Source organism: Roseomonas sp. TAS13, from assembly GCF_001950415.1.
GTDB classification, from domain to species: domain Bacteria; phylum Pseudomonadota; class Alphaproteobacteria; order Acetobacterales; family Acetobacteraceae; genus Roseomonas; species Roseomonas mucosa.
The window spans coordinates 1-974 of record NZ_BDLP01000712.1 but is presented as its reverse complement, the minus strand read 5'-3'; the positions used below and the strand labels follow the sequence as shown (position 1 = coordinate 974).

At 73.6% G+C, this 974-nt stretch carries 1 protein-coding gene; it reads left to right on the top strand.

Translation table 11 applies throughout. From position 1 onward, the window contains the following. Positions 1 to 44: 44 nt before the first annotated feature. Positions 45 to 974: peptidylprolyl isomerase (locus ROTAS13_RS25040; protein ID WP_253187781.1), on the top strand; the 930-nt coding region annotated here is incomplete at its 3' end.

The window sequence follows — 974 nt, the reverse complement described above, 5'->3', positions numbered from 1 at the left end:
CCGCGCGCGCCGGCCACGGACAGGCCGCCCCGGCACCCCAGGACATGAACCGCATCGTCGCCGTGGTGAACGGCGAGGTGGTCACCCAGTCCGAGGTGGCGAGCCGCGCCAGGCTCTTCGCCATGACCACGGGGCTTGGCGCCTCCAGCGACCTGATCACGAGGCTGGAGCCGCAGATCGTCCGCCTCGTGATCGACGACCGGCTCCGCCTGCAGGAGATGCGGCGCCGGCGCATCGTGGTCAGCGACGAGGAGGTGGCGGCCGCCCTTTCCGACATCGAGAGCCGCAACAACCTGCCCAAGGGCGGGCTGGTGGCCCAGCTCCGCGCCGGCGGCGTGGACACGCGGGTGCTGTTCGACCAGATCCGCGTGCAGATCGGCTGGTCGCGCCTGATCCGCCAGGCCCTGGGCCAGCAGGCCGAGCCCACCGAGGCCGAGATCCGCGAGCGCGTGGAAGCGCACGAGGCGCGGGTCGGCCAGCCGGAATACCAGGTCTCCGAGATCTTCGTGCCCGTGGACGACCCCGCCCGCGCCGACGAGGTGCAGCGCTTCGTCAACGACGTGGTCGGCCGCCTGCGCGCCGGCATGCCCTTCCCCGTGGCCGCGACGCAGTTCTCGCAGAGCCAGACGGCCCTGCAGGGCGGCGACCTCGGCTGGGTCCGCCCGGAGGAGCTGGAGCCCGAGATCGCCCGCATCATCACGCAGATGCCGGTCGGCGCCATCAGCAACGCCGTGCGCGTGCCGGGCGGCTACCGCATCGTCGCCCTGCGGCAGAAGCGCGAGACCGGCCGCGACATCGCCACGCTGGTCACGCTGCGCCAGGCCTTCCTGCCCTTCACCAGCCAGCTCGATCCGCAGAACCCGACCGAGCAGCAGCGCGGCCAGCTGGAAAAGGCGCAGCGCGTGACCGGCGGCTGCGACGCGGTGGAGGCGGCGAACCGCGCCGCCGGCAGCGTCCGCCCCGCCGATCCCGGG